This is a genomic window from Microcoleus sp. N9_A1 (assembly GCF_036701795.1).
Classification (GTDB): Bacteria; Cyanobacteriota; Cyanobacteriia; order Cyanobacteriales; family Microcoleaceae; genus Microcoleus.
This window is the reverse complement of record NZ_JAUBRI010000032.1, coordinates 50,851-77,003: the sequence shown is the minus strand read 5'-3', so window position 1 is coordinate 77,003 and position 26,153 is coordinate 50,851. Positions and strand designations below refer to the sequence as shown.

Genomic DNA, 26,153 nt, shown 5'->3' with positions numbered 1-26,153 from the left:
GGGATTTTAAAGTCCCAAAAGCCTTTTGACCCTAATTATTTACTCGCTACCCCTTGACAGTTCAAGACAGTATCTACAAGTATTGTGGTTAATTTACCGAACACGATAAGACTACTGACTACTGACTATTGACTGCGGACTAATGACTAATGACTGCCTAATCGCAGCGCCAAATCTTGATCGTCTCATCCGCGCTGCCGCTGGCGAGTAAATTGCCCGAAGGTGCGATCGCCACCGAGTACACCGTACCCGAATGTCCCTTCAGACTGCTCAACAACTCCCCCGTCTGCAAATTCCAAATATTAATCGTATTATCATCGCAGCCGCTAGCCAAAGTCAAACCGTCCCCACTGATAGCAACCGAATCGCCCCGACTCACATAATTCTGCAAAATATGCAGCGCCTCATTCGTTCCTAAATTCGCTACACCCTTTCCCTTCCCAGAATTAGTATTTAAAATCCGCAACAAACTGCCGGTATGCAAATTCCGCAGCTTAATCGTATAATCATTGCTGACGCTAGCAAGAATCTGACCATCCGGCGCGATCGCCACAGAATTCACCCCAACACTCAAACCCGAAAGAGTCCGCAGTAACTTGCCACTTTCCACATCCCAAACCTTGCTCGTCGCATCCGAACTGCCGCTCGCCAAGATCTTACCATCCGGGCTAAAAACCACCGCATTCACATTGTCAGCATGACCCCTCAAAGTCCGTAGCAACTCACCAGTCCGCAAATTCCAAAGCTTAATCGCATTATCAGCCCCACCGCAGCTAGCAATTAGCTGGCTCTTCGGATTAACCGCCACCGAATTCACCTCCATAGAATGTCCCGGAAAAGTACACAATAAATCACCGTTATACAAATTCCAAAACTTAATTGTTTCGTCCGAACTGCCGCTGACCAACATTTTTCCGTCCGAGCTAATAGCCACAGAATTTACGCGATCGGAATGTCCCGTCAGAGTGCCAATTAATTCCCCTGTTTCTAACTTCCAAATCTTAATAGTTTTATCCCAACTGCCGCTAGCCAGAATTTTGCCGTCAGGGCTAATCGCCAGAGAATTCACAAAGGATGAATGTCCCGGGAGCGTATATACACACCGCCATTTCTGATGTTTTAATTTGTGAGCTAATTCCTTCACCCGCTTAGATACCGCCTCAGCTTCCTGTCTGCGTTTGAGTTCAGCCTCCTCCAAACGCTGGCGTTCCGCCCTAGCTTTCGCCTCTCGCAGCGCCAGCCGCCGCATCTCTCCCTTATAGACTATTCGCTGCTGCTCCTGAATTTCTTTAAGAGTTTCAATATACGGTTGGGCCCAATCTTTAGAAAACCATTCCTGAGCAAATTCCGCCTCTAATTTAAATAACTGAGGTTCGTGAGTAAAATCGATATTTAAATAATACAAATCAGCTAAAAAAGCCGCCAATAACTTGTGAATAGTCACAATTATTTGCCGAATAATCCGCAGGCTCAGCTTTTTGTCTTTCCCCTGCGCTTCTAACTGGTGATAAACCTCTTCCCAATTCCAAGGCTGCATCGCCACTAGAGAAACGCTCTGATTGATGACTCCCCAAAAACCAACATGAAAATTAACTTCATAATCGCTGATATCGCTGTACAGTATAGCTGTCGGTACGGGAGACAACACAGTCTGCAACCGCTCCACATCAATATCAGAAATCGATTTTTTGAAATAGTCTCCGTAAAACTGAACCGGGCACAAATCTCCCTGGGGGGGGTAGTGCTGGTTCAAAAAAGCTCTTAACTTAGCCGGCAGCTCGATATTCAGATTGTGGCGAAACGAATCGGGGCAATCTTCGCTAATTTTTGCGGGAGCAACTAACAGCAGCAATCGGTGCTGCTGCTGCTGCAAAATCTGTTCAGTTTCCTGCCTGCTCAAATTAGAAAACCAGTTGTCCCTGTCCCAAATAGTTTGAATTTCGCTCAGCTTAACTCGAATTGCTTCTGATTGAAACTCCCGCATTAAGTCGCGGCAAAGCCGACTAATTGCCCGTTTATCTCTTACTTCTTGTGCCTTAATTCGATTAGCGCGTTCTTCCTTTACCCATTCTTCTGCGTCGGCGACGGCGATTAATTCTTGTTCTCTAGCCTGCTGCCGCTGCAAATATCTCACTTGTGCTTTAATCCAGCGGGGGTCTTTTTTGATTTGCTGGTTTAAAACTGAAGAACCAGACGGCTCAATTTCTGCATAGCGTTCGTTGACAGCGCTTGCTCCCAATCTTTCTCCCAATTCAGAGGCTACAGGCTTCAACAGTTCAATTAGGGTGTCTGAGACTGGGCGGGGTAAGGACATACCAGTTAAAACTTTTTCTTAGTTAAGGACGATCGCGCGAGTCAGGCATATCTCGCTGAGGCGGGGACTCTTGGCAGGGCTATTACATTTGGGCGATCGGCCGATGGTAGTCGTAGGGCGTATCGTGCAGCCGCGCAAGTTGACCACTTTAACTCAATAATACTATTTATACACTTTACATTTTACCCCAAATCTGGCTCGAAAGCACCGAGGGAAAAGACATCAGGATATGCGATCAACCCTGAGTTCCCCCAATTTGTTTTTTTTGTTGCCTTTTGACTCGCTCTTGTCTATAATCGTACTTCACAACCCTAATTACGGTATTCCGACCTAATAACCGTACTTTTACTAGAGGAACAAATATAATGATCCCGTGGCAACGCCTAACTCAACACCTTCACTGGCCACAACAGCCACCAGCCAGCACAAATCAATCATTTACGGCGCTGAAAAGATTTGTGTCGCTATTTTTAGTGGGAATAACTTTAAGTCTGGCCGTTGCATCCTGCGGCCAGGGAACCACCAACAATCCCGCAGCCACTCCAGGCGGTGCTAGCCCAGCAGCCAACAAAGGCAACGTAGAATTAACCCTAGTATCCTTCGCCGTCACCAAAGCCGCCCACGAAGCCATTATTCCCAAATTCGTAGAACAATGGCAAAAAGAAAAAGGCCAAACCGTCACCTTCAACCAAAGCTACGGCGGTTCCGGCTCCCAAACTCGGGCCGTAATTGACGGTTTAGAAGCAGATATCGTACACCTAGCCCTCGCCCTCGACACCGCAAAAATCGAAAAAGCCGGACTAATTCAACCTGGGTGGGAAAAAGAAGTCCCCAACGAAGGCATAGTCAGCAAATCCGTAGGAGCAATAGTTACCCGCGAAGGCAATCCCAAAGGCATCAAAACCTGGGAAGATTTAAGCAAAGACGGAGTAAAAGTGATTACTGCCGATCCCAAAACATCAGGCGTTGCCCGTTGGAATTTCCTCGCACTTTGGGGCTCGGTTGTTAAAACCGGAGGAGACGAAACCAAAGCATTAGACTTTACTAGCAAAGTCTACAAAAACGTCCCGATTCTGACTAAAGATGCCCGCGAAGCCACTGATGTATTTTTCAAACAAGGGCAAGGCGACGCCTTAATTAACTACGAAAACGAGATTATTCTGGCTGGTGAGAAAGGCGAAAAACCGACTTATAGTATTCCCGAAGTCAATGTGTCGATCGACAATCCGATTGCCATTGTCGATAAAAACGTTGATAAACACGGTACTCGCGAAGTCGCCGAAGCATTTGTCAAGTTTCTCTACACCCCAGAAGCTCAGCGAGAATTTGCCAAAGTAGGCTTCCGCCCAGTAGATGCGACAGTAGCGGCGGAACCAGAATTTGTCAAAAAATATGCCCCCATCAAAACCCTATTTACAGCTCAAGACTTAGGAGGTTGGGCAGATATTCAGCAGAAATTCTTCGATGACGGAGCTGTTTTTGACAAAATCCAAGGTTCAATTAGATAGTAAAAAAATAGAATGCCCTGATCCCCGACTTCCCCGAAGTTGTCGGGGCTCTAAAAGATTCACTATTCTTGACAACTCAAAACTATTCACTTATGGCTGTATCATCTCCTACCAGCAACCCTCAATCTCCTATTCAGAATATCAAAAGGGCGATCGGCAAAATCACATTACCTTGGGGAATCACCCTAGGCTACCTCAGCTTAATGCTATTGCTCCCAGTTGCAGCAATGCTGCTGAAAGCCAGCACAGCAAACCCCGCCGAATTTTGGAAAATTGCCACAAGCCCGATCGCCCTTTCCGCCTACGATGTCACCTTCTTTACGGCATTAATTGCAGCATTAATTAACGGAGTATTCGGCACATTAATTGCCTGGGTATTAGTCCGCTACGACTTTCCCTTAAAACGGGTTGTCGATGCAGCAGTCGATTTACCTTTTGCACTGCCCACCTCCGTCGCCGGTTTAACTCTCGCCACAGTTTACAGCGATAACGGCTGGATCGGCGGGCTATTTGCACCCTTGGGAATCAAGATCTCATTTACTCGCTTGGGCGTAGGAATAGCGATGATATTTATTTCCTTGCCCTTTATCGTGCGGACTGTACAGCCAGTTTTAAAAGAAATGGAAAAAGACATAGAAGAAGCAGCTTGGTGCTTGGGTGCTTCTCAATTTCAAACCTTCTGGCGAGTAGTTTTACCGCCGCTGTTGCCGTCTATTTTAACCGGGGTTGCCCTCGGATTTTCGCGAGCGGTTGGCGAGTATGGCTCTACTGTGATTGTAGCTTCTAACATACCCTTCAAAGATTTAATCGCCCCGGTTTTAATTTTCCAAAGGTTGGAACAGTATGACTATGCAGGAGCAACAGTTATCGGCACTATCCTGTTAGCTATTTCGCTGACAATGCTGTTCGCAATAAATCTATTACAAGCATGGAGAAGACGCTATGACGGCTAATATAAATTCACCCGCTGATTACAAGTTTCCGCCCGGTGGTTCTAGTCGGAGTAAAGAGAAAGCCTGGGTAAAACCAACTTTAATCGGAATTGCGAGCGGCTATCTTGCTCTCGTCTTATTCATCCCCATGCTCAACGTTTTTTACCAAGCTTTCAGAAAGGGATTTGAGCCATTTTTGTCTAACTTAACCTCGCCAGATTTTCTGCACGCAGCGCAACTTACCCTGGTGATTTCTCTGATTGTCGTGCCTGTAAATACAGTCTTCGGTTTGTGTGCAGCCTGGGTAATTGGCCGCAATAAATTTCGGGGGCGCACGCTATTAATCAGCATTTTAGACGTGCCGTTTGCCATATCTCCCGTAGTTGCAGGTTTAATGATTGTACTGCTTTACGGTCGGGTGGGATGGTTCGGGCCGTGGCTGGAGGCTGCCAATATCAAGGTTATTTTTGCCTTCCCTGGAATGGTGCTGGCTACTGCTTTTGTTACCTTGCCTTTTGTGGCCCGCGAAGTAATTCCTGTTTTGGAAGAAGTGGGGACAGATCAAGAAGAGGCTGCGAAAACTTTGGGAGCAAATGACTGGCAAATTTTCTGGAATGTCACGCTTCCGAGTATTCGCTGGGGATTACTTTACGGAGTAATTTTGACGAATGCTAGAGCAATGGGAGAATTTGGAGCCGTCTCTGTGGTGTCGGGAAATATTGCTAAAAAAACGCAAACTTTGCCTTTGTTTGTAGAGGATGCTTACAAGCAGTACGCGACGCAAGCCGCATTTTCAGCGGCGGTAGTTCTAGGTCTTTTAGGAGTTGTTACCCTTGTACTTAAGGAGATTTTGGAACGAAAAACTAGCATTAAGGAAGTTGAGGAATAGTCAGTTGTCAGTTGTCAGTTGTCATGTCAGTTGTCAGTTGTCAGTTGTCATTGGTCTAGATAACTTGCGCACCAATATCCAAAAAACCTGGTTTTTGAATCTGGCAAATGGATTATAGCGGTTCTCACAAAAGTGAGGTATGCCCTATGCCCTATGCCATATACCCTATGCCCTATCCCGGATAGTACCTCATCTTTCTGAGAAAGGCTATAAACAGTGAAACTAAGATACGGCACTGTCAAACTACTGTAGTTGCTCGCTTCACCAATAGCTTGTTCGTGATACCTAAAGACTAAAAAAATGCCCCCGCCAGCGATAGTTCTGAAGAGCTATATTGGTGCAAAATGTAAACAGAAATAAAGATTAGGAGGTCGAAATGTTAAATCAAAACGCTAGCGGATCGGCATTTGAGCCGATCGACAATTTCAACCAAACTCAACCAGACAACCGGCACGCTCAGCCCGCAGACAGCAGACAAACTCAAACCCGCATTCGCATTCGCATTCCTAAAGAATACCATCAGGAACCTGTAATTTCTAACCTGATTTCGGAACAGGGTTTGACGGTAAATTTTAATGCAGCTTTGTTGGGTGTCAAAACTTCTGATGACGGTTGGTTTGATTTGGAACTTATCGGTACAAGTCAACAGATTGAAAGTGCTCTCATTTATCTCAACGATTTAGATGTGGAAATCTGGAGCAATTCCAATCATCCCGATGAAGAAACTTGGTGATTTGTCAGTGGTCAGTTGACAGTTGACAGTTGACAGTTGACAGTTGACAGTTCAAATAACCAGTAACCAGTAAGCTGTCGCGCATTTAAATTGTATATTCAGGGCGGGCGGAACACCTCACTGATAGTTCGATCGTTTTGTAACAGACAATTTAAATGCTGGACAGCTTACCCAATAACTCATAACTATCGATCGCCCTCAGTAATTTTTCTAATTGACATTTTTTATAAAACATGGTATTCAATTTGTTTTAAAATGAAAATCTTTGTGCAGGTATCATAAAAATTTTTTGTAAAAGGCGGAACAACATCCCCCTTTCAGACTTCTAAGTAATCAAATTAAGTGATTTATTGTCGCGAATCACAAAAATGCGTTTTTGTCAACAGGGAACTTAGGTTGAACCAGGGGCGGGCGATCGACTCTATCGACACCAGAAAAAGATAGATCGCTGCTGTGCTGGGTTTGTGCTATGAATTTGATGTGTGCGTGTACCAGGAGTATTTAATTTATGAAATTTCATCAAGAACGGAAACACCAGTTACTTTTCGTAGATACAAAAGTTAAAGATTACCAAAATCTAACAGAAAGTATAAACTCTGATACAGAAGTTATTATTCTCAAGGGCGATCGGGACGGCATCAAGCAAATCGCTGAAACACTCAAACAGCGGCAAAACATTGCAGCCGTCCACATTTTGTCTCACGGCGCAGCAGCCAGCTTGCAACTGGGAACCACAGAACTCAATTTCAGCAATATTGAAAGCTACCGCAATTATTTAGAAACATGGTTTGCTTTACCAGCGGCCTCGGCAAACTCGAACTATTCAACTACAGCTAAACCCGAAATTCTGCTTTACGGTTGCAACGTTGCCGCCACAGAAGCCGGTGTGGCCTTCGTAGAAAGGCTGAGTCAGCTAACAAAAGCAAATATTGCGGCTTCGGATAATTTGACTGGTAGTGCAGCCCTGGGTGGAGACTGGGAACTAGAAGTCACTACGGGGAAAATAGAAACACCTTTGGCATTTTCCCAAGAAGCGAGAGAAGCTTATAGCGGGGTGCTAGCTGACTTAAACCAGAGTGCTGGCGACTTTGGCGCACTGCAAAATGCCATCAATGTTGCCAACATCAATGCTGGGATTGACACAATTACCCTGACTGCGGATATCACCCTCGCGGGGCTGCTGCCAAAAATTAGTGACAACACCAATATCATTGGCGGAGGTTTTGCCATCAGGGGCGGTAGTAATTTCCGCGCCTTCGTAGTTGATAGCGGTGCAAACCCAGTCAACATCTCCAACCTCACCATTGATTCTGCAAGAGCATTAGGTGGCAACGCACCAGTTGGTGGTGGTGGCGGCGCTGGCGGTTTAGGCGGCGCACTTTTTATCAATACTGGCAGCGTAATTGTTGACAGAGTGACTTTCTCGAACAACCAGGCTATCGGCGGTAACGGTACTCTTGGCAGCGGTGGCGTTGGTGGCAACAGCGACTTAAATACTGGTGTTCCTGGTGGCACTCCTGGTGCGGCCGGGATCGGTGGTGTTGGTGGTGTTCCTAATGGCGTTGGCGGCACTGGTGGCACCGCTGGTAATGGTAGCCCTGGCTTCCCTGGTGGCACTGGTGGCATTGGTGGCATTGGTGGTACTGGTGGAGCCACCACCGGTAATGGTGGGCCTGGCAGTGCTGGTGGGATTGGCGGCGCCGGAATCTTCGGCGGCGGTGGTGGTGGCGGTGGTGCTGGCGGTGCTGGCGGTGCCCCTGCTGGTGCTCCTGGTGTTGCTGGTGCTGCTGGCCTGGGCGGTGCTGGTGGTGCTGGCGGTGTTGGCGGCGGTGGCGGTGCTGGCGGTGCTGGCGGTGCTGGCGGTGTTGGCGGTGCTGGTGGCTTGGGTGGTGGCGGTGGTGCTGGTAGCACTGGTGGTGCTGCTGGTGCTGCTGGTGGCGGTGCTGGTAGCACTACCGCAGGTGGTGGCGGTGCTGGTTTGGGTGGTGCGATTTTTGTCGGTGGCGGCAGCTTGACCTTGACCAACAGCACCTTGTATAGCAATGCAGTCACGGGTGGAAATGCTGGTGATGCTACCGCAGGTGCGGGTACAGCAGCAGGCGGTGCAATTTTCGTTAACTTAGGTGCAGCAGCTACGCTGACTAACAACACGATCGCCTATAACTCTGCTACAGCGGCTACTGTTGGCGCGCCGGCTAGTCTGATTGCTAGATCCGGAGGAATTGACAACGGTGGTACTGTCACGGTCAAGAATACGCTCGTCGCTGGCAACACTGCTGCTACCAACACCGATGTTACAGGAGCATTCACAGCGAACAACAACCTGATTGGACTCCTCACGGGGAGTACAGGTTTTGCGGCTACTGAGCAATTAGCAGTTCCTATCGCAAGTGTATTAGCACCAGCCGCCGCAGCCGGACTCAACGGCGCAACTGCTGCTCCTTTCACCCTTGCCCTAGTTGACAATAGCCCTGTAACTACCAGCAGCAACCCTGCCATTGGTGGAGGCGACCCAACCATAACGGCAGTGGGCGCTACTGCTTTCGACCAACGTGGCACAGGTTTCCCTCGCAAAATTGACAATACTCTCGTTGGTAAACCCATTATTGACATCGGTGCTTACGAGTACGGGCCAGTTGTTCAGGGTCAGAAATTCAACGATATCAACGGCGACGGCGTTAAAGCTGCGACAGATCCAGGTTTAGGTGGATGGACTATTACCGCAGAAACTAAGACTGCTGTTAGCTCTGCGGTTGCTGCAACTTTGGGTCAATACACCCTCACGGATACTAAGGCAAATACTGCGATCGCCGAAACGTTACAACCAGGTTGGGTACAGACTTTAGCGCCAACAGTGACCACTGGTACTGCTGATGTCTCTAACGCCGACTTCGGCAACTTCCAGAAAACATCGATCGCGGGCAAAACCTACACCGATCTCGCGGGCAACGGCTTCACGCCCGATGACACCGTATTAAACGGCATCACCGTTAACTTATACCAAGACACCAACGCCAACGGCACGCTAGAAGTCGGCACAGATACTGTTGTCGGCACAGCGCAAACGACTGCGGGAACAGGAGATTACACATTCTCGGATATAGGCCCCGGCAATTACCTGATACAAGCCACTGCCCCAGCCAACTCCAGCATCTCTTTCCCCGCTGCGGCAATTCTCGTTAGTGCCCAAAGCGGTACTCCCATCACCGGTCAAAACTTCGGCGTTTTCCAAAACATCACCGTTAGCGGCACCAAATTCACCGACCTCACAGGCAACGACTTCAGTCCCGACGATACGCCCCTGAACGGTACTACGATTCGGTTGTTCAAAGATACTAACGATAACAGCACTTTAGATAGCGGTGATGCGGAAATCGCCTCTCAAGTTACCGGAACAGCGCCAGCGGCTGCTGGCACTTATAGCTTTGCCAACGTCGGCTCTGGTCGGCAATTTGTGAGAGAAGACGTGCCGACTGGTTTCTCACAAACCGCCGGCCCGACTTTTTATCCAATTAATCCGGTCAGCGGCACAAACATTACGGCTCAAGACTTCGGCAACTTCCAGTTCGGCAAAATCGGCGGCCTCAAATTTAATGACCTCAACAAAAATGGCACCCAAGATGCGCCAGCAGAACCACCGCTAGGAGGCTGGACAATTTACTTGGATGCCAACAACAACGGCGTGCAAGACCAAGTACCAGCAGAAACAGGCACCAACGCCACCGTCACCGATGTCGCGGGTAACTACCAGTTCACCAACCTGCCAGCCGGCACTTATACAGTGCGGGAAGTGCCACAAACAGGCTGGACGCAAACTGTGCCCCCTGTCAATGCAGCCACGCCTACCCTTTCCGGCGCGTTTACGATCGCAGTCACCAGCGGCACCGACTCCCAAAACAACAACTTTGGCAACTTCAAACCCAACTCGATTAGTGGTCTGAAGTTCAATGACATCAACGACAATGGCATCCAAGATGTCCCAGCAGAAACAGGACTACCTAATTGGCAATTCTTCCTCGATACCAACGATAACGGCACTCTCGACACCGGGGAACCGAACACCCTCACCGATGCCGCCGGCAGCTACAAATTTCTAGATTTGTCAGCAGGAACCTATAAGGTGCGGGAAGTCTTGCAGCCTACTTGGACGCAAACTACCCCCGACCCGGCGGACATCACTGTCACCAGCGGTCAAGACATCGCTAATATCAACTTCGGCAACTTCCAGTCGAGCACGATCAGCGGTCAAAAATTCAATGACCTCAACAACAACGGCGTTAAGGATGCCGGAGAATTGGGGCTAGGTAACTGGCAAATATTCCTCGACAGTATCAATCCCGATGGCATCTTTGAGCAGGGCGAACCGACTACCATCACCGATGTAGCGGGCAACTACACTCTCCGAGATATACCCGCAGGTACTTACCAGGTAAGGGAAGTCCAGCAAAACGGCTGGACGCAGACGACCCCTAACCCCGCCCCCGTTACGGTTAATCCCTCCGATAACATCACGGGCATTGACTTCGGCAACTTCCTGCCCCAACCCGGGGCGATCCAAGGTCTGAAGTTCCAAGACACCAACAACAATGGTACTCAGGATGCTGGAGAACCGGGTTTACCCAATTTCCAAATTCAGTTAACCAATGTCGTAGCTGGAACTGCTCCTGATCCTGTTACTACTACCACAGACAACAGTGGCAACTACCTGTTCCCAAACCTAACGCCGGGAACCTACCGTGTCCGGGAAGTCAACCAAACTGGGTTTACCCAAAGCACACCCGAACCCGCCGATATCACCCTAACTTCGGGCGCTATTATCAGCGGCATCAACTTCGGGAACTTCCCAGCGCCGACGCCGACGCCGACTCCGCCGCCGACGCCGACTCCGCCGCCGACGCCACTGCCACCTGCACCTGTACCGACGCCTGCACCGACGCCGACACCTGCACCTGCACCGACGCCGACGCCTGCACCTGCACCGACGCCGACGCCTGCACCTGTACCGACGCCGACGCCTGCACCTGTACCGACGCCGACGCCTGCACCTGTACCGACAGATTTGGTTTGCCCTGAGAACTTCCCCAGGATCGCTACTCCCAATGATCCCGGCACTTCTTCAGCGGGTAATGCGATCAATGGCCCTAACGGCGACGATACGATCGTGGGTAGTGCCGGCAGTGACTCTATCTTCGGATTGGGCGGCAACGATTTGATATTTGGCCGAGGGGGCGGCGACTACATCAATGGCAATATAGCCAACGATACTGTCTACGGAGGCATCGATAACGATACTCTCTTCGGTGGCAAAGGCTTTGACCTGATTTTTGGCGATCGCGGTAACGATACGATTTATGGCAATCGTGGCAACGACTCTATTTCTGGCGACGAAGGCAATGACTTATTGTACGGGGGCAAAGCCGATGACGTAATTTTGGGAGGCGCTGGCGACGACGTGCTATTTGGCGATCAAGGCAATGACATTCTCTGCGGCGGCGAGGGTAACAATACCTTAATTGGCGGCAGCGGCGATGATTTGCTTTTTGCTGACACCGGCGATGACTTGCTCTTTGGCGGCATTGGCAGCGATACCCTCGTCGGCGGCAGTGGCAGCAATGGCTTTGTTTTGTCAGCGGGCGGAGGAATTGACACCATTATCAACTTCACCGCAGGAGTTGATTCGATCAACTTGGTGGGAGGCTTGGACTTCAATCAACTGTCATTGACCGAAACTAATGGCTCGACGGCGATCGGGCTTGCCAACAGCGACCAGATTTTGGCTATAGTGACGGGCGTGCAGCCGATCCAGTTATCGGCGAGCAGTTTTAGCTTGCTGGTTTAGTCCGCAGATAAAACTCGGCAGTTGCAACCGATCCGACACTTGCCTGTCGTCCCAGCAGAGACAGACTATCGGGAAGCAGAGCCTCGAAGCATTGGTTTCGAGGCTTTGCCAAAGAGGGGAACGAATTCCGTTCCCCTTCTTTGGTCAAATTTGTTCTAGATATTTCAGCAAGTCGGCCATTTCTTGCGGACTCGGTTGAAACTGTGGCATTGGTGGGGTTTGCCCGCTGGTGACTTGCCGGATCAGATCGAATTCGGATTTGCGCTCGGACACTCCGTGCAAGTTGGGCCCGACTTGACTGTCTGAAACGGATATGTGACAACCCGCACAGTTCATTTGAAAGATGGCGGAACCCTGAAACGGGTTGCCCGTGAGGGATAGTACGCTTTTGACGTAGGGATCGGCGACTTGAAATTGACGAATTATTATACTCGCCAATATGATGGCAAGTAACACCGCGATCGCAAATATGGCAATGCGCTCGATCGGGTTTTTAATTTCATTCCTGGCAAATTGGTTATTCAAAGGAGTTCAATTAAAAATAGTATCTACAAGAAAATTTATTTCTCATAACATAGCTTAATCGTTCGCAGCGGGGAGAGCAAGCTCTGAGACCCACGGAAGGCTGCTTTTGGGAAAATTCATCTGTATAAGTGCTGGTAATATTAAAAATAGGTTGTTAAATCTTAACGTTAAGGAGCTCTCATGGTAGAACCGCTACTTTCAGGTATTGTTCTGGGTCTAATCTTTGTTACTCTGGCGGGGCTGTTTTTTGCTGCTTATCAGCAGTACAAGCGCGGCGATCAGTTGGGTATCAATAAGTAAAAGGGGCTTAAGTCCCTAACTCAGGCTGTCAGGGGGAGTGGGACTTGGGAATTGGGCGAAGCGAAGCGGAGGGATGAGGCATTGGGCATTGATCTACCTACTGACTTCTTCCTTCTTCCCTCTTCCTTCTTCCCTCTTCCTTCTTCCTTCTTCCTTCTTCCTTCGTTAAAGATATCGATCGAGAATAGCAGCAGTTTCCAGGCCTGTTTTTTCCCAGCTAAATAGTTTTGCTCTGGCTAAACCGAGCTCCCGCAAGTGCGATCGAACTTTGGCATCGGCTGCAAGCTCTTGCATAGCAGAGGCTATTTCCTCAACGCTGTAGGGATTGACTAACCATGCGCCGTCCCCCGCCACTTCTGGCATTGAAGACAGGTTAGAGGTGATGACAGGAGTGCCACAGGCCATTGCTTCGAGCACGGGGAGGCCGAATCCTTCCCAAAGACTGGGGAATACAAGGGCGATCGCTTGGTTGATGACTTTGGGCAAGTCGGCTGCAGGGAGGTAATCTAGGAATTTTACTCGATCGACCAATCCCAATTCTTGAACCTGCGCCTTCAGCAGGGGCGTATAGCGTTTGTCTTCCGAACCTGCTATCCACAATTCGTACTCGGAATTATGAGGCAAAGTAGCAAATGCTGCTACAACTCGCTGCACGTTTTTATAAGGATTGTGGCGACCGATATAAAGAAAATAATTGCTTGTTGGTAAGTCTAGAAAACGGAAAAAGCTGGTATCATATCCAGGGAAAATGGGCGTAATTAAATTAGTAGGAATCTTGCCAAAATTAGCGATATCTTTCGCAGTTGATTCAGAGTCGCAAATGACGTGTTGAGCCTGTCGCAGCACTTGGGGAATGTAGTAGCGGTGGTAAGGTGTCAGAGGATCGAAGCGACGGGGAAATCGCAGCGCTATCAAGTCATGTACTGTAATGATATAGCGGCAACCTGCAAATAAAGGAGCTTCGGGAATTGGGGAAAATAACAGGTTAGATTTTAGCTGTTTGTAAATTTTGGGAAGTTGGGTTTGTGTCCACAGCAATCGGTTGATGTGTCCTTTGGTTCCTTGTTCTGGTGTTAGATTGGCAGGGATTTGGTAGCAGTTACTATTGGGGAATTTTTCTGCTGTTAGTAATGTGGGATTGAGGGTTTTTAGGTGAGGAAATAGGTTTTTGGCGTAGATGGCTAAGCCGGTTGGTTTGGAAATTAGGAAGGAGAGGTTGATTAGCAGGTTGGATTGGGGATTGGGCATGGGATAATATGTAGATTGCGGTTTTTGGGTGGGATTTTTTTTATTAACCGCAGAGGGCGCAGAGGGCGCAGAGAGGAAGAGAGGGAAGATTTAAAGGTATTGTTGTAAGATGTTGGCGGTTGCTTTTCCGGTTTTGTTCCAGCTAAATTGAGATGATCTGGCTAAACTAGCATTTTTTAAGTTCGATCGCACTTTGGAATCTGTCGCTACTGTTTGCATGGCTTCGGCTATTTCTCCGACGCTGTAAGGATTGACTAATAATCCGGCATCTCCGGCTACTTCTGGCATCGATGACAGGTTGGATGTGATGACGGGTGTGCCGCAAGCCATTGCTTCTAAAATTGGCAAGCCGAATCCTTCCCAAAGTGTAGGGAAAACTAGGGCGATCGCCTGATTCATCAGTACGGGCAATTGAGAATAGGGAACGTAACCGAGAAACTTTACCAAAGATTGTAAACCTAATTCTTCAACTTGTTCTATCAACTGCGGCGTGTAGGCATTGGGAGGCCCTGCTAGCCACAATTCGTAATTTGCGCGATCGGGCAAATTCGCAAATGCAACAATTAATCTTTCCAAGTTTTTGTAAGGATCGTGTCTGCCGGTATAAAGAAAATAATTTTTGGCTGGCAAGTCGAGATATCTAAAATTAATATTATCGCAAGCTAGGGGAATGGCGGTCATTTTCTGACGCGGAATCTGGAAAAAGTTAGCAACATCTGCCGCCGTTGCTTGAGAATCGCAAATAATGTGTTCTGCTTGCCGCAAAACCTGGGGTATGTAGTAGCGAAAATAAGCTGTTAAACGAGAAAACCGTCGGGGAAATCGCAAAGGAATTAAATCGTGAACTGTGACGATGTAGCGACAGCCGGAATACAAAGGTGCTTCGGGAATGGGGGAAAACATCAGGGTGGACTGCAATTTTTGGTAAATTTTTGGTAACTCAAACTGAGTCCACAGCAGTCTGTTAATTTGTCCTTTCGGGCCGCGATTCGGTGTCAGAGTTTCTGGGATTTGATAGCAAGTATAATTTTCAATTTGCTGGGAAGCGAGTAATGTTGGTTCTAGCTGTTGCAGTTGCGGGAAAAGATTAGTGGCGTAAGTCCCGATTCCGGTTGGTTCGGGAGTTAAGAAGGACAAGTTGATTAACAGTGAATTAGACATGATTTTATGGAACAGAATTTCTCCCAATTGTAGGGGCGGGTTTTACCAACAATAATTGCTTAAAACCCATAATCTCCTAAACCCGCCCCCACCCAACAAACAATCAAAATGTACATTATTATTGATACCGTCGGGTGCGTCGCCATCAACAATCCACTTGGGAAGCAAAATCTCGCAGCGACGCACCATACAAGGCGCGGGTTTATATCGTAGGGTGCGTCGCCATCAAGCATCTACTTGCTTCGCTGGAAAATCTCGCAGCGACGCACCATACAAAGCGCGGGTTTATATACATTTTTGGCGATGTTAAATATTACACTTTATCCGCGATCGCGATCGAGCATTTGAGCTATATCGGCAGGATTTGGCAGCCGAATTGTAGCATACTCTTGGTGAATAATCTCAAAAAAACTATTGACTTTTTTATCGAAACGTGCAAGTCTAAAGTTCTGACTGCGTTGCTGTGCACCAGCTTGAAGTTCTGCTAGCAAATCAGGATTAACAATTAGTTGATGTGAATGCTGGCACAGTTCCTCAACGGTATTGAACAAAAAGCCCGATCGCCCATGTTCGATAATTTCCGGTTGGCCACCGCCGTTGAAAACGATCGGAGCACAACTATTTTGCATGGCTTCCACAGTCGCCATCCCGAAATGTTCAAATCTTTGAGGATTGACTTCCCCCAAACCGCAGCCGTGCCAAAATATGCTCGCTCTAGCATAAAGCGATTTTACCTCATCTAAGTCAGCATTGACTTTGATCTCGATCGCCCTTGAATCTTGCTTCAATAAATTCTGAACTGTCTTTAAATAAGGATTTTTCGGAATGCTACTTCCGGCTAAAATGAGCCGCCATCCTTGAAAATCTTCGGGATAATCTGCTAGCAAACAGCGGAAAGCTTTAATTAGTTCAATTTGCTTTTTTGTTCCCCCAGCTTCAAACTGTCCCACAGCCAAAATTATTTTTTCTTTCGGCACTTTAACTGTTGCCATTTCCACGGGCGGATAAAGCAGAAAAGTTGGCTGTAGGTTCCAGCGTTTCTCCAACCACTTAACAGTAAATTGACTATTGGCAATAATAAAAGTGTAGTCATCGACAGCAAAATGACGGTTGCGGAAGGTATTGGGAAAGTGGCAGAAAAATATTGAGATTGGCGACAGTGGCTTAACTTTTTCCAGTTGGTTTGCGTTGATGAAAATATCGTAGTTTTTGCTTTCTCTGGCAATTTCATCAAAGGGATTTTCCATATCTTCCACGATGATGCTGGAATCGATGCACTGCATTCCGCGTTTCTCGTAAAACGCCAAGGGCATAATTTTAATTTTGCATCCTGAAAGGTTGAGTCCGTACCACGATTCTAAGTCGGAAACAGCAACTGGTTTGTTGGCGATAAAAGTAATCTCAAATTCATTTTGTAGCAGCGAGGCGATGGTAGCGACGTATTTTTGACCGCCACCAATAAAATGTAGTCCGTGATCGTAAATGGCGATCGACATTTTGCGATCGCCCCGAACCACCTGCAATCGAGGTAAAATGCGATCGACCTTCATCCGACTGTAAATCACCGCCAGCTTTTCCGACAACTGCGGCAATACAGTTTCGATGATTTCTGGTTTCTGATAATCAAGCAGCTTTTTAATCGCTACAAATAAACTCTCGAACAGCAAATCGTACTGCTTGTTACTAAAAAAATCCGAAGTATGAATTGCTTTGACTAATTGCAACGGTTCATGTTTTGCCAAATACAAAAATCGATTGCGGTTGCAGAAATACTCGGTAAGTTTGCTTCCTTTACTCGAACCGCGATATTCGTGATGGGCGATTGCTGCGGGAGTATAAAGCATTTTCCAACCGCGTTTGTGGCAGCGTTTGGCAAACTCTACATCCTCAAAATACATCACAAAATCTTCATCTATCGGCCCGACATCTTCGAGACATTCTCTCCTAAAAAGCACCGCTGCCCAACAAAGCCCTTCGACTTCCCGTTCTGTTTCGTACTGTCCCGCATCTTTTTCGCCAAAGCCGACATCTTGCCAATAAAAATTAGGTAATTGCTGAATACCTGCGCTGTTAATTCGCCCGTCTTTAAACAACAATTTGCCGCTAGTCGCACCTACTTCTTTATTAGTTTCTAGCTTTTTTACAAGAATTTCTAACCAGCGACTCTCAAGGGTAGCATCGTTATTTAGAAAGGCGATGTATTGCCCTTTTGCTTCGCTGATGCCAAGGTTGAGGGCTTTAGCAAAGTTGTTGGCGGAGTTGACAAAAATCCGAACTTTTGGAAATAGTTCGCGCAGGGAAGTAACGGAGTCGTCTTGAGAACAATTATCAATTACAATTAAATCGAGTTGCGATTCGGGATACGCAAGTTTTTGTAGAGATTTTAAGCAATCTTTCGTGTGGCGCAGACCGTTATAGTTGACTATAATTAACGAGCATATGGGCAGTGTGGTCATCTTTGATGCTTTATTGTTGTCGATCAAGCAATTGAGCGGTAATCTTCTCTAAAATAGCAGTATGTTGCTGCTGCACTGCCTTAATTTGCTCTATTTCCGACTGAAAAGTGGCGATCGCTGTTTGTTGAGTCTCAAGCTGTGCTGTAACTTCGGGATATTCGCTGCTGAATTCCGATTCAATTTTTTTCTCTAGATTTTGTTGATTTTCTTGCAATTTTTGCAACTGTGTGCTTAATGTATGCACGACCCGGGTATTAGCGAAATTGTAAATAACTTGACGTTCGAGTACGGGTCTGAGCAATTTTCGGACTATTTTTCTAACGGCGATGACTGCGGAACCGAGTTGCCTTTGGTAAGAGGTAATGGGGATATTATAAATGTCGAAACCTGCCTTTAAAAGGGCGATGTCTTCGTCATCTTCATTGTGGGCGATCGCACTATTTTCTGTTCCCAACAGGGGCGGCTGTGCAATACCAATTCGCGGCTCCAAAGTTTGTCGCAATTTATGTATTATCTGTTGAGTTGGTATTTCTTCGTACTGCAAACTTTCCTCTCTTTTATATAACTTACTATGACTTATTATGGAACAGGCATCTTTGCTGTTTCAATCATTTTAACTAATTGTGAATGGGCAGCTTTGCTGTGTGAATAATTGTAATTAATTGTGGAACAGGCATCTTGCCTGTTCCAGGGCGGGCAGGATGCCCAACCCCTACTCCCCACAAGAAAATTTATCTCTTGTTAAATCAGGATTATTGCTTCCGATATTGGCAATATCTCAATTTAAGCTAACTCAATTTGACTGTCATCACCAATCATAAACCGCAGAGCTTTTGGACGAGCCGGCGCATTGGTTAGTTGAGCTCGCTGCCCGATCACGCTGTCAACAATTCGCTGGTGAATGCCAACTATTTTCGCCCCTTGCAATATTACACTGTGTTCGATATCAGCATCAATCATCGTCACGCGATCGGCAATACTGCTGTAAGGCCCGATAAAGCAATTTTCAATGCGGCAATTTTCCCCAATTACCACTGGCCCGCGCACTGTAGAATTAATGATTTCCGTTCCTTCGCCTATTTGCACTCGTCCGATAATTTGACTTTTGGCGTCTACTTTTAATTCAGTTGAAGCTACGATACAGCTATCTAAAATGATTTGGTTTGCACTTAGCAAATCGTCTTTTTTCCCCGTATCCAGCCACCAACCCTCTAAATTGCAGGCTTCTACGTGTTTTTGCTGATTGATGAGCTGTTGAATGGCATCGGTAATTTCGAGTTCGCCGCGGGGCGAAGGTTGAATTTGATTGATCGCCTCATGAATACTAGGAGCAAAAAAGTAAATCCCCACCAGTGCTAAATTCGATGGCGGATTTTGCGGTTTTTCTACTAACTCCAAAACTCGCCCGTTTTCATCAACTTTTGCCACACCAAAAGCCGAGGGATTTTTAACTGGGCGCAACAAAATCAGCCCGTCTAGTTTTTGCTTGTTAAAAATCTCTAAAAACGGATCTAGCGGATTCTCAATTAAGTTATCTCCCAAATACATAATAAACGGAGAATCTCCCAAAAATGGTCGGGCCACTTTCACCGCGTGAGCGAGTCCCGCCGGCTTTTCTTGCAAGATATAAGTAATTTTTGCACCGAAGCGAGATCCATCTCCTGTTTTCGTCTTCACCTCTTCCCCGGTTTCGGGACTAATAATAATCCCAATATCCGTAATCCCAGCCGCCACAATTCCTTCAATTCCATACCACAGTATCGGCTTATTTGCTACAGGAACCAACTGCTTAGCACCCGTATAGGTGAGGGGACGCAAGCGTGTTCCTTTACCGCCAGAGAGGATGAGTGCTTTCATTTGGTGAACTCTGAGTTATCCTTTAGGGTTTGCGGTGCTGGCAACTATGCCTGCACTTGTTCGCTCTCGTTGATTTTAAACTACCGCTACCCCGCTGGCAATAGTTGCCGTGTATCCTGACACAAATGATTTATTTTGCTCATACTTTTATAGTGCGGGAGGCACAGAGCGTCAGAAACCAGGTTTATTGCCACAGGAAGCAGTTAAAAGCTGAGGTTTTTTGTCAATAAACCCGGTTTCTCAAGGTTGCGAGTGCGCCAGTCCCGATTTAATTGCGTACCCTTTTAATAGCGGCCATATCGAGCAATCAATTGACTACCACTATTGTTTTGATTTGTCAACCAAGCCCACATCTGATCGCCCAGACAAAAATGCCACCATTCGTTAGGATGTTGCTGAAAACCCGCAGCTATCATCGCATTTTTTAAGATTTGCCGGTGACGGTGATATTGCTCTTCTTGTGGGTGATTGCTGTTAGCAAAATAATCTGGATAAGAACGTTCTGATATTTCATCAATCGGAGAACCCATAGCAATTCGCCGATTATTTTCATCGACTAAAGTTATATCTAAAGCAGCACCTGTACTGTGAGGAGGAGGCGTCGCGCGATCGAGGCTCGGCACTGCCCAAAATTGATATACGTGTTCTATAATCACTTGGCGTTTGTCTTCGGAAACCGGAAATTCACAGCCTTGAGCTAGGGCAATTTGATTAAAAGTATAATCTACCATAAATTGCTGGACTTCCACCGGCCGATAAGCGTCAAATATCAGAATTTTCCAATTTGGATAATTTTGCTGTAGGTGGGTTTTAGCTGCGATTAAACTATCTACCACTCCTTGCCGCAAATAGTAAGGTGAATCTGCTTTGCTGTTGTGATAGGGAGCACCCAACTTTTGATAAGGGTGTGGAATTTCAAAGGCAAAATGTTCTGGTGGAATGGGGACTAAAGGTTCGCCGCATTCGTCGATCACTATTTTCTGATATGGTTTCATATCAAGGTTTTACCCTAGTTTTTTATTACTGATGAACTACAATACTCAGTATATGCTTTTCACTTGAGTCCCTCGCGCGGCAAATAGCAAAGCAGCTAGAATATCCTCATGTTCTAAATCGTCATATTCATCTATAATTTCTTTAGCATTCATACCAAAACTAAGTAATTCAAGAATCAATTCTACTGGATATCGGAGACCGCGAATACAAGGTTGTCCGTGACAGATATTTGGATCGATTGTGATGCGCTGCAAAAGTTGGTTTTCCATATTTTAGGAGCATATATTAAATATATCCTAACCTAACCTAACCTAAAGAGCGTAGCTTTCGATCTGTTTATAGTAAGGACTTTAGTCCTTTCAATCTTCACCTAAAGTCCTAAAGTCCTTACTGCCCAAAAATCCTAACTTTGGCGGTAAGCAACTACCGCATAAAATGGATCGCCGCTTGGTATTCGCAGCATTTGCATAAAACTCGGCAAGTTAGGCTTGCGAACTATTACTTCGGGCTTGCTAAATCCGGGTATGTTCGCTCCTTTGACAGAATCAAAGTAACCCTTGACTAATTCTACCCGATCGCCCTCGGAACCTTCCCGCCAAGCCGCGATCGCCTTTTGATAAAACATCCGGTTGGAAAAGCTCATAATTGCTACGCCACCAGGCTTTAAAATCCGGTGAATCTCGGCAAAAACCGCATCCGGGTGCTGCAAATACTGTACGGAAACACAGTTGACAACCGCGTCAAACTCTGCATCCGGCAGTGGCAATTTGGGATTTGCGTTCAAATTCTGCACGAAATAATGATTCAGTCTGCGATTCTTTGCCAACTCGTCTTCATTCATGCCGTGCCCTTCAACATGGGCAAATTGCATCTCGTCAGGCAAGTGAGAAACCCAACTGCTCATCATATCAAAAATCCGAGTATTCGGTTTCAGCCGTTCCCGATATAAATCGGTGAGTTGCTGAATGAATCCATCGTCTACGTGAGTCACATACCGGGGAGCGGAATAGAACAAATTGTCGTCGGTGTCGTCTAACTTGGTGCGTTGGTCGGCTGGAAGCAACATAAATTCCGATTGCAAACTAGATTTACTCTTTCTAGTTTAAGAACAATAAGAATTGTTAACATATCCGGCAGAGGGCGGATTCCCGCTTTTAGCGTAGCAGTCGATCGCCAAATAACCTGCTGGCACCCTTTGGGCTGGTGGCAAGAAGACGGTTTGCCGACTTCCAGCATTGGCGACAAACTGCAAGAGGTAGGCGGGACGCTGAGACGCGCGATGGATGGCATGGAAGAAACAGGCCTAGTCCGCCGCGAGAGAGACACGCGCGATCGTCACATTTGGCGCATTTGGCTGACAAACTCCGGCATACAACAGAGCGGGAAAGACAACGCACAGAGCAAGCCCAGCAACGTGTAGAACGCTTAGAGGAAATGCTACGATCGCAAGGTATCGATATTAGGACGTTCCGGTGCAGCGCGGTTGTTATGTCGCGGTTGCTACAATTCAATACCCTTTATGCGATTGTAGTTGTTAATCCACGCAATAATATCATTATAGATTTTGCCTTCTAGATGCCAGCGATGACGTTCAATGAGCGATCTTGCGTCTTTCGTAAAGTCAGTGGTAGTAACAAGAAGAGCTTTAGTTGCTGAGTTGTCAGCCTTTACCCCCAACAGTTCACGAACAGTAGAAACAGTCACGGGATTTCCTGGATCTGGGCGCTTACATTCAATTAGATACCGCAGATTGATCGAATCAACATTTTTGACTGCAATTATGTCCTTGCCACCATCTCGTGTCTGCCCAGTTAACTCAACATCGTACCCAAAACCGTGAAACAATTCAGCAATGAATTCTTCAAAGCGCCGCCTCTCGATCGTTTGTAAAATCTTGGGATGACGAGCAATCTCACGCATTAATTGTTCAGAAATAAAATTAGCGATCGTGATAATTGTATTTGATTGGTCGTCCTCAAAGTCTGCATAAGTAGTATGTGGAACGAAGCCAACATCAAAAGTATAATGGGGTTCTAGATACCAACCATCTGGCTCGCCAAGAATAATCTCAGGTTCAGAAGTATCCCAATTTCCATCATATTTGACGAACGTAACACCACCACAAGAGAGATAAAAGCCCCAATTATATGAACCTGACTCCCACATAACACGCCATAATCGATCGAGACCAATATCATGGGATTGCTTGGGGGAGAGAAGGACACATTCTGCATTGGGATCCTGGCCCCAAGACTTTGCTTTTTCGCAAACAAACGAAAAGAGCTTCTCCTTTGCAGAGAGGAGATCGTACTTAGATAAGTCAAGCTTGGGCGTGTAGGGCATTGCAGCTTATTGAAATTTTTTAAGGTCTAAAGCTGAAATTTAGTTTAGAACGACAATGAGCTTCAAAACTACAACTAGCTGATAACTGTACTTTAACTGCGATCGCAACTTCACTCTTACTCTCAATACATATCAACCCATAAAAACATTATTGCAAACAAAACAACTCTATGGTATACTAGAAGATTGTGAATATTAATCAAAAGTAAAGTAACAAGCCGGGAGAAATCAAAATGACACAGCAAACCCTGCACGGAACCAGCCGCAAAAGAAAAAGAACATCCGGTTTTCGCGCCAGAATGCGTACCGCAACCGGTCGATTGGTAATCAAAGCTCGCCGCAGCAAAGGTCGCCACCGCCTCGCAGTCTAGCACTGCATCAAGGTTGAGAGGCCTCAACGATCGCCCTACGCCATGTTGCCCGAGACAAACCGACTCAAACACCGAAAAGACTTCAGCGCCGTCTACCGCAAGGGAATGCGCCGCAACTCCGCTCATTTCAGCCTCAGAGCTCTGCGTAAACCCAAAAGCGTCGAATTAAGCAAACCGACAGCCGAAAAATCCTTGCAGCCAACTCGCACAGGTATTTCTATCAGCCTGAAGGTGAGCAAGCGCGCTGTAGTCCGCAACCGGATCAAGCGCCAGATTCGGGCAGCTTTGCGACAGCTATTGCCTCGATTAAAATTCGGGTGGGATTTAGTAATTGTCGTGCGTCCGATCGCACAAGAGTGCAATTATGCAGAAATTCTGCAAGAATTAGAGCAGTTGTTGGTAGAAGCCGAGGTACTAGATGGGAATTCGAGAGGAAGTATATTATGAAGGCGGCCCCGCGCCGGGAGACTTGATCCTCAATTTACTCCTGGGGCTGACTGTGGTGGGAATCCCCCTAGCAGTAGGAGCAATTGTCCGGGCTCTGTGGCTGCGGTATCGGATCACGAGTCGCCGAGTGTCCGTAACTAGCGGCTGGATGGGGGGCGATCAGACAGACGTTATCTACTCAGATATAGTCAAAATCGTCACAGTACCTCGCGGTTTCGGGACTTACGGAGACATGGTGCTCACCATGAAAAATGGCAGCCGCTTGGAACTCAGAGCTATGCCGAAATTTCGAGCAATGTATGACTACATTAACGAAAAACTACCCGTAGCAGCTCAAAAAGCAAACGCGGCTCAAGCTAAATAACCGAACCGCTTTCACCCTGATTAGAGGCCCAATTCAGTGCGAGTATTGGCAAACTCATTACAACAAACCCGCAGACCAGGCGGTCGATCGACGGGCAATGTCCTAAGATAGAGACAAAACCCTGAAAATTGAGGCGGCTCGCCTTCAGCGGGTAAAAATAGTTCTCAACAGCAAACATAGAGCACCTAAATTAACTCAAAGCGAATGGATTTTGGTATCTCGTTTCTCTCCAACAACCTAATGCTGCCGATCCTAGATTTTTTCTACGGGATCGTGCCAAGCTACGGTTTAGCGATCGTAGCACTGACGCTCGTGATTCGCTTTGCTCTTTATCCTCTCAACGCAGGCTCTCTTCGCAATATGCGGCGCATGAAAGTAGCGCAGCCTTTGATGAAAGAGCGAGTAGATCAAATTCAAAAACTCTATAAAGAAAATCCTGCAAAACAGCAGGAGGAAATGAGCAAAGTATACAAAGAATTTGGTAATCCTCTAGCAGGATGCTTCCCGTTGGTACTGCAAATGCCAGTGCTGTTTGCACTGTTTGCAACACTCAGGGGTTCGCCTTTTTCTGACATAAATTACAGCGTCAACGTTCAAGTTTTGCCGAAAGAACAAATCGAAACTGTTCAACCGCAAGCTTTTGCTACACCGCCACAAAATATTTACGTCACAGGTACTTTTCATGCTCCTGTTGTGGGCGTAATTCCAGGCGGTGACCAACTCGCAGTCGGCGACACAACCAAAATTAATTTTCAAACCCCAGAGGGCAAACCTCTCAAAGCCCTAGCGGCAGAAAATAAGAGCGAAATCGACTTTGAACCACACTGGAAAGTCATCAAAGGCGAAGAAACTGTCCAGGTAGATGAACAGGGCAACATCACGGCCTTAGCGCCCGGTGAAGCCACTGTTCAAGGCACAATCCCCGGATTGGCTAGTAACAAAGGATTCCTGTTTATTGAAGCTCTCGGCCGCGTGGGCGCGATCGACTCAGACGGTACAATCCACTGGGATATTTTGGTAATGATCCTGGGCTTCGGCATTAGTTTGTACATCAACCAAACCCTTTCAGGACAAGCACAAGGGCCAAACGACAACCCCCAACAGGCTACAGTCAACAAACTGACGCCAGTCATATTTTCAGGGATGTTTTTGTTCTTCCCGCTGCCCGCAGGCGTGTTGATGTATATGCTGATTGCTAACATCTTCCAAACAGTTCAATCGTTTATTTTGTCGAGAGAACCGCTGCCCGAAAACCTGCAAAAAATAGTGGACGAAGCAGAGGCGAAAACCCAAAAAGAACAAGGATTAGATGCACTTCCCTTTGAGCCCAAGCGTTCTAAGAAAAAGGCTTGATTTTAACAACAATGAAAGACTCTCAAATGCAGCGCGGACAGGCATGGTTAGAAGAATTGCTACAACTGTCCGCAATTCCTTCAAAAGTGGTATGCGAACAACAAAAAGATTGCTATTGGATGACAATAGATGAAAGCAATCTGACTCCCGAACAAGTTGCTATCTTAGTCGGGCCAGACGGTAATGTACTAGATGCGATTCAGTACCTCTGCAACACGGTTCAGAATATAGGCCAGGAAGTAGAGGAGTCAATTCCTTATACAGTTGAACTAAATGGCTATCGCATCCGCCGCCAAGAGGAATTGCGATCGATGGCAGAGTACGCAGCCGATCAAGCGCGTTCGACGGGAGTTGAATTTGAACTCAAATCGCTGTCTTCGGCAGAACGCCGTCAAGTTCACAGCTTTTTGAGCGAATGTGAGGATATAGAAACTTACAGTCAAGGACAAGATGCCGATCGGCGTTTGGTAGTGCGGCTGCGCTGACGTTCAGTTGACAGTTGACAGTTGACAGTTGA

The 26,153-nt window shown here is 46.9% G+C and carries 23 protein-coding genes; 12 read left to right on the top strand and 11 right to left on the bottom strand.

The window, feature by feature from the left end; genetic code table 11:
- Window positions 1–157 precede the first annotated feature (157 nt).
- Window positions 158–2,314, bottom strand: coding sequence for a WD40 domain-containing protein (locus QUA58_RS16510; RefSeq protein WP_333255389.1), 2,157 nt, complete (start codon window positions 2,312–2,314; stop codon window positions 158–160).
- Between the two features lie 365 nt (window positions 2,315–2,679).
- Here QUA58_RS16510 and QUA58_RS16505 point away from each other — a divergent pair, with 365 nt between their 5' ends.
- The 5 genes from QUA58_RS16505 to QUA58_RS16485 all read left to right on the top strand — a co-directional run bounded on the left by QUA58_RS16505 (window position 2,680) and on the right by QUA58_RS16485 (window position 12,215).
- On the top strand, window positions 2,680–3,822 hold the full coding sequence (locus QUA58_RS16505; protein ID WP_333394895.1) for a sulfate ABC transporter substrate-binding protein: 1,143 nt from the start codon (window positions 2,680–2,682) through the stop codon (window positions 3,820–3,822).
- Window positions 3,823–3,914: 92 nt separating this feature from the next.
- Entirely contained in the window at window positions 3,915–4,775 is an 861-nt protein-coding gene (cysT, locus tag QUA58_RS16500) for a sulfate ABC transporter permease subunit CysT (RefSeq protein ID WP_333255385.1), read from the top strand.
- Window positions 4,765–5,643 (top strand): sulfate ABC transporter permease subunit CysW, encoded by an 879-nt coding sequence (gene cysW, locus QUA58_RS16495; protein WP_333255383.1) that lies wholly within the window; start codon window positions 4,765–4,767, stop codon window positions 5,641–5,643. Before cysT ends, cysW begins: the two co-directional genes overlap by 11 nt.
- 376 nt (window positions 5,644–6,019) lie before the next feature.
- The gene (locus tag QUA58_RS16490; protein ID WP_333255381.1) at window positions 6,020–6,376 is read left to right on the top strand and encodes an NIL domain-containing protein; all 357 of its coding nucleotides are present in this window, start codon (window positions 6,020–6,022) and stop codon (window positions 6,374–6,376) included.
- A 508-nt stretch (window positions 6,377–6,884) separates the two neighbouring features.
- On the top strand, window positions 6,885–12,215 hold the full coding sequence (locus QUA58_RS16485) for a DUF4347 domain-containing protein (RefSeq protein ID WP_333394893.1): 5,331 nt from the start codon (window positions 6,885–6,887) through the stop codon (window positions 12,213–12,215).
- Between the two features lie 144 nt (window positions 12,216–12,359).
- Here QUA58_RS16485 and QUA58_RS16480 read toward each other — a convergent pair whose 3' ends face one another.
- Window positions 12,360–12,740 (bottom strand): cytochrome c, encoded by a 381-nt coding sequence (locus QUA58_RS16480; RefSeq protein WP_333255377.1) that lies wholly within the window; start codon window positions 12,738–12,740, stop codon window positions 12,360–12,362.
- 180 nt (window positions 12,741–12,920) lie between these two features.
- Between QUA58_RS16480 and petG the strand changes: the two genes are divergently transcribed.
- On the top strand, window positions 12,921–13,040 hold the full coding sequence (gene petG / locus QUA58_RS16475) for a cytochrome b6-f complex subunit V (protein ID WP_006632329.1): 120 nt from the start codon (window positions 12,921–12,923) through the stop codon (window positions 13,038–13,040).
- A gap of 165 nt (window positions 13,041–13,205) precedes the next feature.
- Here petG and QUA58_RS16470 read toward each other — a convergent pair whose 3' ends face one another.
- From QUA58_RS16470 to QUA58_RS16435, 8 genes are all read right to left on the bottom strand, one after another.
- Window positions 13,206–14,288, bottom strand: coding sequence for a glycosyltransferase family 1 protein (locus tag QUA58_RS16470; RefSeq protein ID WP_333394892.1), 1,083 nt, complete (start codon window positions 14,286–14,288; stop codon window positions 13,206–13,208).
- A 90-nt stretch (window positions 14,289–14,378) separates the two neighbouring features.
- Window positions 14,379–15,449 (bottom strand): glycosyltransferase family 1 protein, encoded by a 1,071-nt coding sequence (locus QUA58_RS16465; protein ID WP_333394890.1) that lies wholly within the window; start codon window positions 15,447–15,449, stop codon window positions 14,379–14,381.
- A 320-nt stretch (window positions 15,450–15,769) separates the two neighbouring features.
- Window positions 15,770–17,905, bottom strand: coding sequence for a glycosyltransferase (locus QUA58_RS16460; protein ID WP_333255371.1), 2,136 nt, complete (start codon window positions 17,903–17,905; stop codon window positions 15,770–15,772).
- Window positions 17,906–17,915: 10 nt separating this feature from the next.
- Complete coding sequence (locus tag QUA58_RS16455) at window positions 17,916–18,449, bottom strand: hypothetical protein (RefSeq protein WP_333255370.1); 534 nt, start codon at window positions 18,447–18,449, stop codon at window positions 17,916–17,918.
- A gap of 239 nt (window positions 18,450–18,688) precedes the next feature.
- Window positions 18,689–19,762 carry a glucose-1-phosphate thymidylyltransferase gene (locus tag QUA58_RS16450; RefSeq protein WP_333255368.1) on the bottom strand — a complete coding sequence of 358 codons (1,074 nt, stop codon included), beginning with the start codon at window positions 19,760–19,762 and terminating at the stop codon, window positions 18,689–18,691.
- 284 nt (window positions 19,763–20,046) lie between these two features.
- The gene (locus tag QUA58_RS16445; protein WP_333255366.1) at window positions 20,047–20,757 is read right to left on the bottom strand and encodes a M15 family metallopeptidase; all 711 of its coding nucleotides are present in this window, start codon (window positions 20,755–20,757) and stop codon (window positions 20,047–20,049) included.
- A 45-nt stretch (window positions 20,758–20,802) separates the two neighbouring features.
- Window positions 20,803–21,027, bottom strand: a complete 225-nt coding sequence (locus QUA58_RS16440) for a DUF433 domain-containing protein (RefSeq protein ID WP_333255364.1) — start codon at window positions 21,025–21,027, stop codon at window positions 20,803–20,805.
- A 134-nt stretch (window positions 21,028–21,161) separates the two neighbouring features.
- Complete coding sequence (locus tag QUA58_RS16435; protein ID WP_333255362.1) at window positions 21,162–21,824, bottom strand: class I SAM-dependent methyltransferase; 663 nt, start codon at window positions 21,822–21,824, stop codon at window positions 21,162–21,164.
- 9 nt (window positions 21,825–21,833) lie between these two features.
- On the opposite strand from QUA58_RS16435, the gene QUA58_RS16430 reads away from it, so the two are divergent.
- Entirely contained in the window at window positions 21,834–22,178 is a 345-nt protein-coding gene (locus QUA58_RS16430) for a hypothetical protein (RefSeq protein ID WP_333394888.1), read from the top strand.
- An 80-nt stretch (window positions 22,179–22,258) separates the two neighbouring features.
- Here QUA58_RS16430 and QUA58_RS16425 read toward each other — a convergent pair whose 3' ends face one another.
- Window positions 22,259–23,101, bottom strand: a complete 843-nt coding sequence (locus tag QUA58_RS16425) for a restriction endonuclease (RefSeq protein WP_333205437.1) — start codon at window positions 23,099–23,101, stop codon at window positions 22,259–22,261.
- A 233-nt stretch (window positions 23,102–23,334) separates the two neighbouring features.
- Between QUA58_RS16425 and rpmH the strand changes: the two genes are divergently transcribed.
- The 5 genes from rpmH to QUA58_RS16400 all read left to right on the top strand — a co-directional run bounded on the left by rpmH (window position 23,335) and on the right by QUA58_RS16400 (window position 26,121).
- Complete coding sequence (gene rpmH / locus QUA58_RS16420) at window positions 23,335–23,472, top strand: 50S ribosomal protein L34 (RefSeq protein ID WP_006632320.1); 138 nt, start codon at window positions 23,335–23,337, stop codon at window positions 23,470–23,472.
- 42 nt (window positions 23,473–23,514) lie between these two features.
- Window positions 23,515–23,919, top strand: a complete 405-nt coding sequence (gene rnpA / locus QUA58_RS16415; RefSeq protein WP_333210569.1) for a ribonuclease P protein component — start codon at window positions 23,515–23,517, stop codon at window positions 23,917–23,919.
- Window positions 23,891–24,283 carry a PH domain-containing protein gene (locus QUA58_RS16410; RefSeq protein ID WP_333067527.1) on the top strand — a complete coding sequence of 131 codons (393 nt, stop codon included), beginning with the start codon at window positions 23,891–23,893 and terminating at the stop codon, window positions 24,281–24,283. The genes rnpA and QUA58_RS16410 overlap by 29 nt, the downstream gene beginning before the upstream one ends.
- A 204-nt stretch (window positions 24,284–24,487) precedes the next feature.
- A complete protein-coding gene (gene yidC, locus QUA58_RS16405) occupies window positions 24,488–25,636 on the top strand; it encodes a membrane protein insertase YidC (RefSeq protein WP_333255347.1) in 1,149 nt (382 codons plus the stop codon).
- An 11-nt stretch (window positions 25,637–25,647) separates the two neighbouring features.
- Window positions 25,648–26,121, top strand: coding sequence for a R3H domain-containing nucleic acid-binding protein (locus QUA58_RS16400; protein ID WP_333255345.1), 474 nt, complete (start codon window positions 25,648–25,650; stop codon window positions 26,119–26,121).
- The last annotated feature ends 32 nt before the right edge of the window (window positions 26,122–26,153 follow it).